Source organism: Okeania sp. SIO2F4, from assembly GCF_010672385.1.
Lineage (GTDB): Bacteria > Cyanobacteriota > Cyanobacteriia > Cyanobacteriales > Microcoleaceae > Trichodesmium.
Genome location: NZ_JAAHGT010001495.1, coordinates 1 through 1,063, shown reverse-complemented (window position 1 = coordinate 1,063; position 1,063 = coordinate 1). Strand labels below are relative to the sequence as shown.

At 36.6% G+C, this 1,063-nt stretch carries 2 protein-coding genes; both read right to left on the bottom strand.

The features are described 5' to 3' along the window. A partial coding sequence (locus F6K22_RS41465; protein WP_293111042.1) for an RNA-guided endonuclease TnpB family protein occupies positions 1-413 on the bottom strand: 413 nt, incomplete at its 3' end. Further along, positions 394-786, bottom strand: coding sequence for an RNA-guided endonuclease InsQ/TnpB family protein (locus F6K22_RS41460; RefSeq protein ID WP_293111040.1), 393 nt, complete (start codon positions 784-786; stop codon positions 394-396). The genes F6K22_RS41465 and F6K22_RS41460, both read right to left, overlap by 20 nt. Between the last annotated feature and the right edge of the window lie 277 nt (positions 787-1,063).

Here is a 1,063-nt window from a genome sequence, read left to right as displayed (position 1 = left end):
TCGGCTGCTGCTACTTTGGCAGTAGTCTTATGCTTGCCTCCACGTCCGTTTAAAGTCTCGGATTGCCCACCCGCGACTAATATATTTATTGCTGCATTGTGGTCGCGATCGTGCTTTTGTCCACAGTTGAAACATTCCCACTCCCTAATTGAAAGGTCTAACTTGCCACCCTTGAATCCACAACAAGAGCAGATTTGAGAAGTGGCAATCCATCTATCAATTACTCTAAATTTTCTGCTATATTTTTCCGCTTTTCCTTCTAGTAAGGTCCGGAATTGTCGCCATCCCAAATCCGAAATTGCCCTAGACAATTTCCGGTTTTTCACCATACCAGAAACGTTTAAATCCTCTAAAATAATTGTTTGGTTCTCACGAATTATTTGAGTGGATAATTTATGTAGAAAATCTGTCAAGCGTATCTTTCAGTTTGGCATGAAATCTTGCTATCCTCAGACGAGCTTTTTCATACCTTTTAGAGCCTATAGTTTTCTTAGATAATGATTTACTTAACTTTCTATATTTTTTGATACGTTTCTTTAATGGTTTTGGAGCATCAATTTTATCACCATTGCTCAAAGTTGCAAAAGTTTTAATTCCTAAATCTATTCCTATGGAATTATCCGTTTTAGGTAAGATTTCTGGTTGTATTTCTACTACAAAACTCAAGAAATATCTATGAGCTGAATCTTTGATTACTGTTACTGATGATGGAGCAGTAGGTAATTCTCTTGACCATATAATTTTCAGTTTTCCAATTTTCGCTCTTATTGACTTTATCCTGACCAACTTTAAACCCTCATGAGTGTAAAACTAGCAGTCTGTCTTGACTTTCTAGTTTTGAATTTAGGAGGTTTTATAGCTCTACCTTTCCTCTTACCTTTCGTTGAAGTAAAGAAATTTTGGTAAGCCTGGTTTAAATCATTCAAAGACTGCTGCAATAGACATCTCCGAAAATAGTAAAACACTTACTATAACTATCTTTTGGCGAGCGATATAGCTGCCGCACTTGCTCCCTCCGCCAACGCAAATACTTAAGATAGTTGATTTTTACGGTAAAATCAAT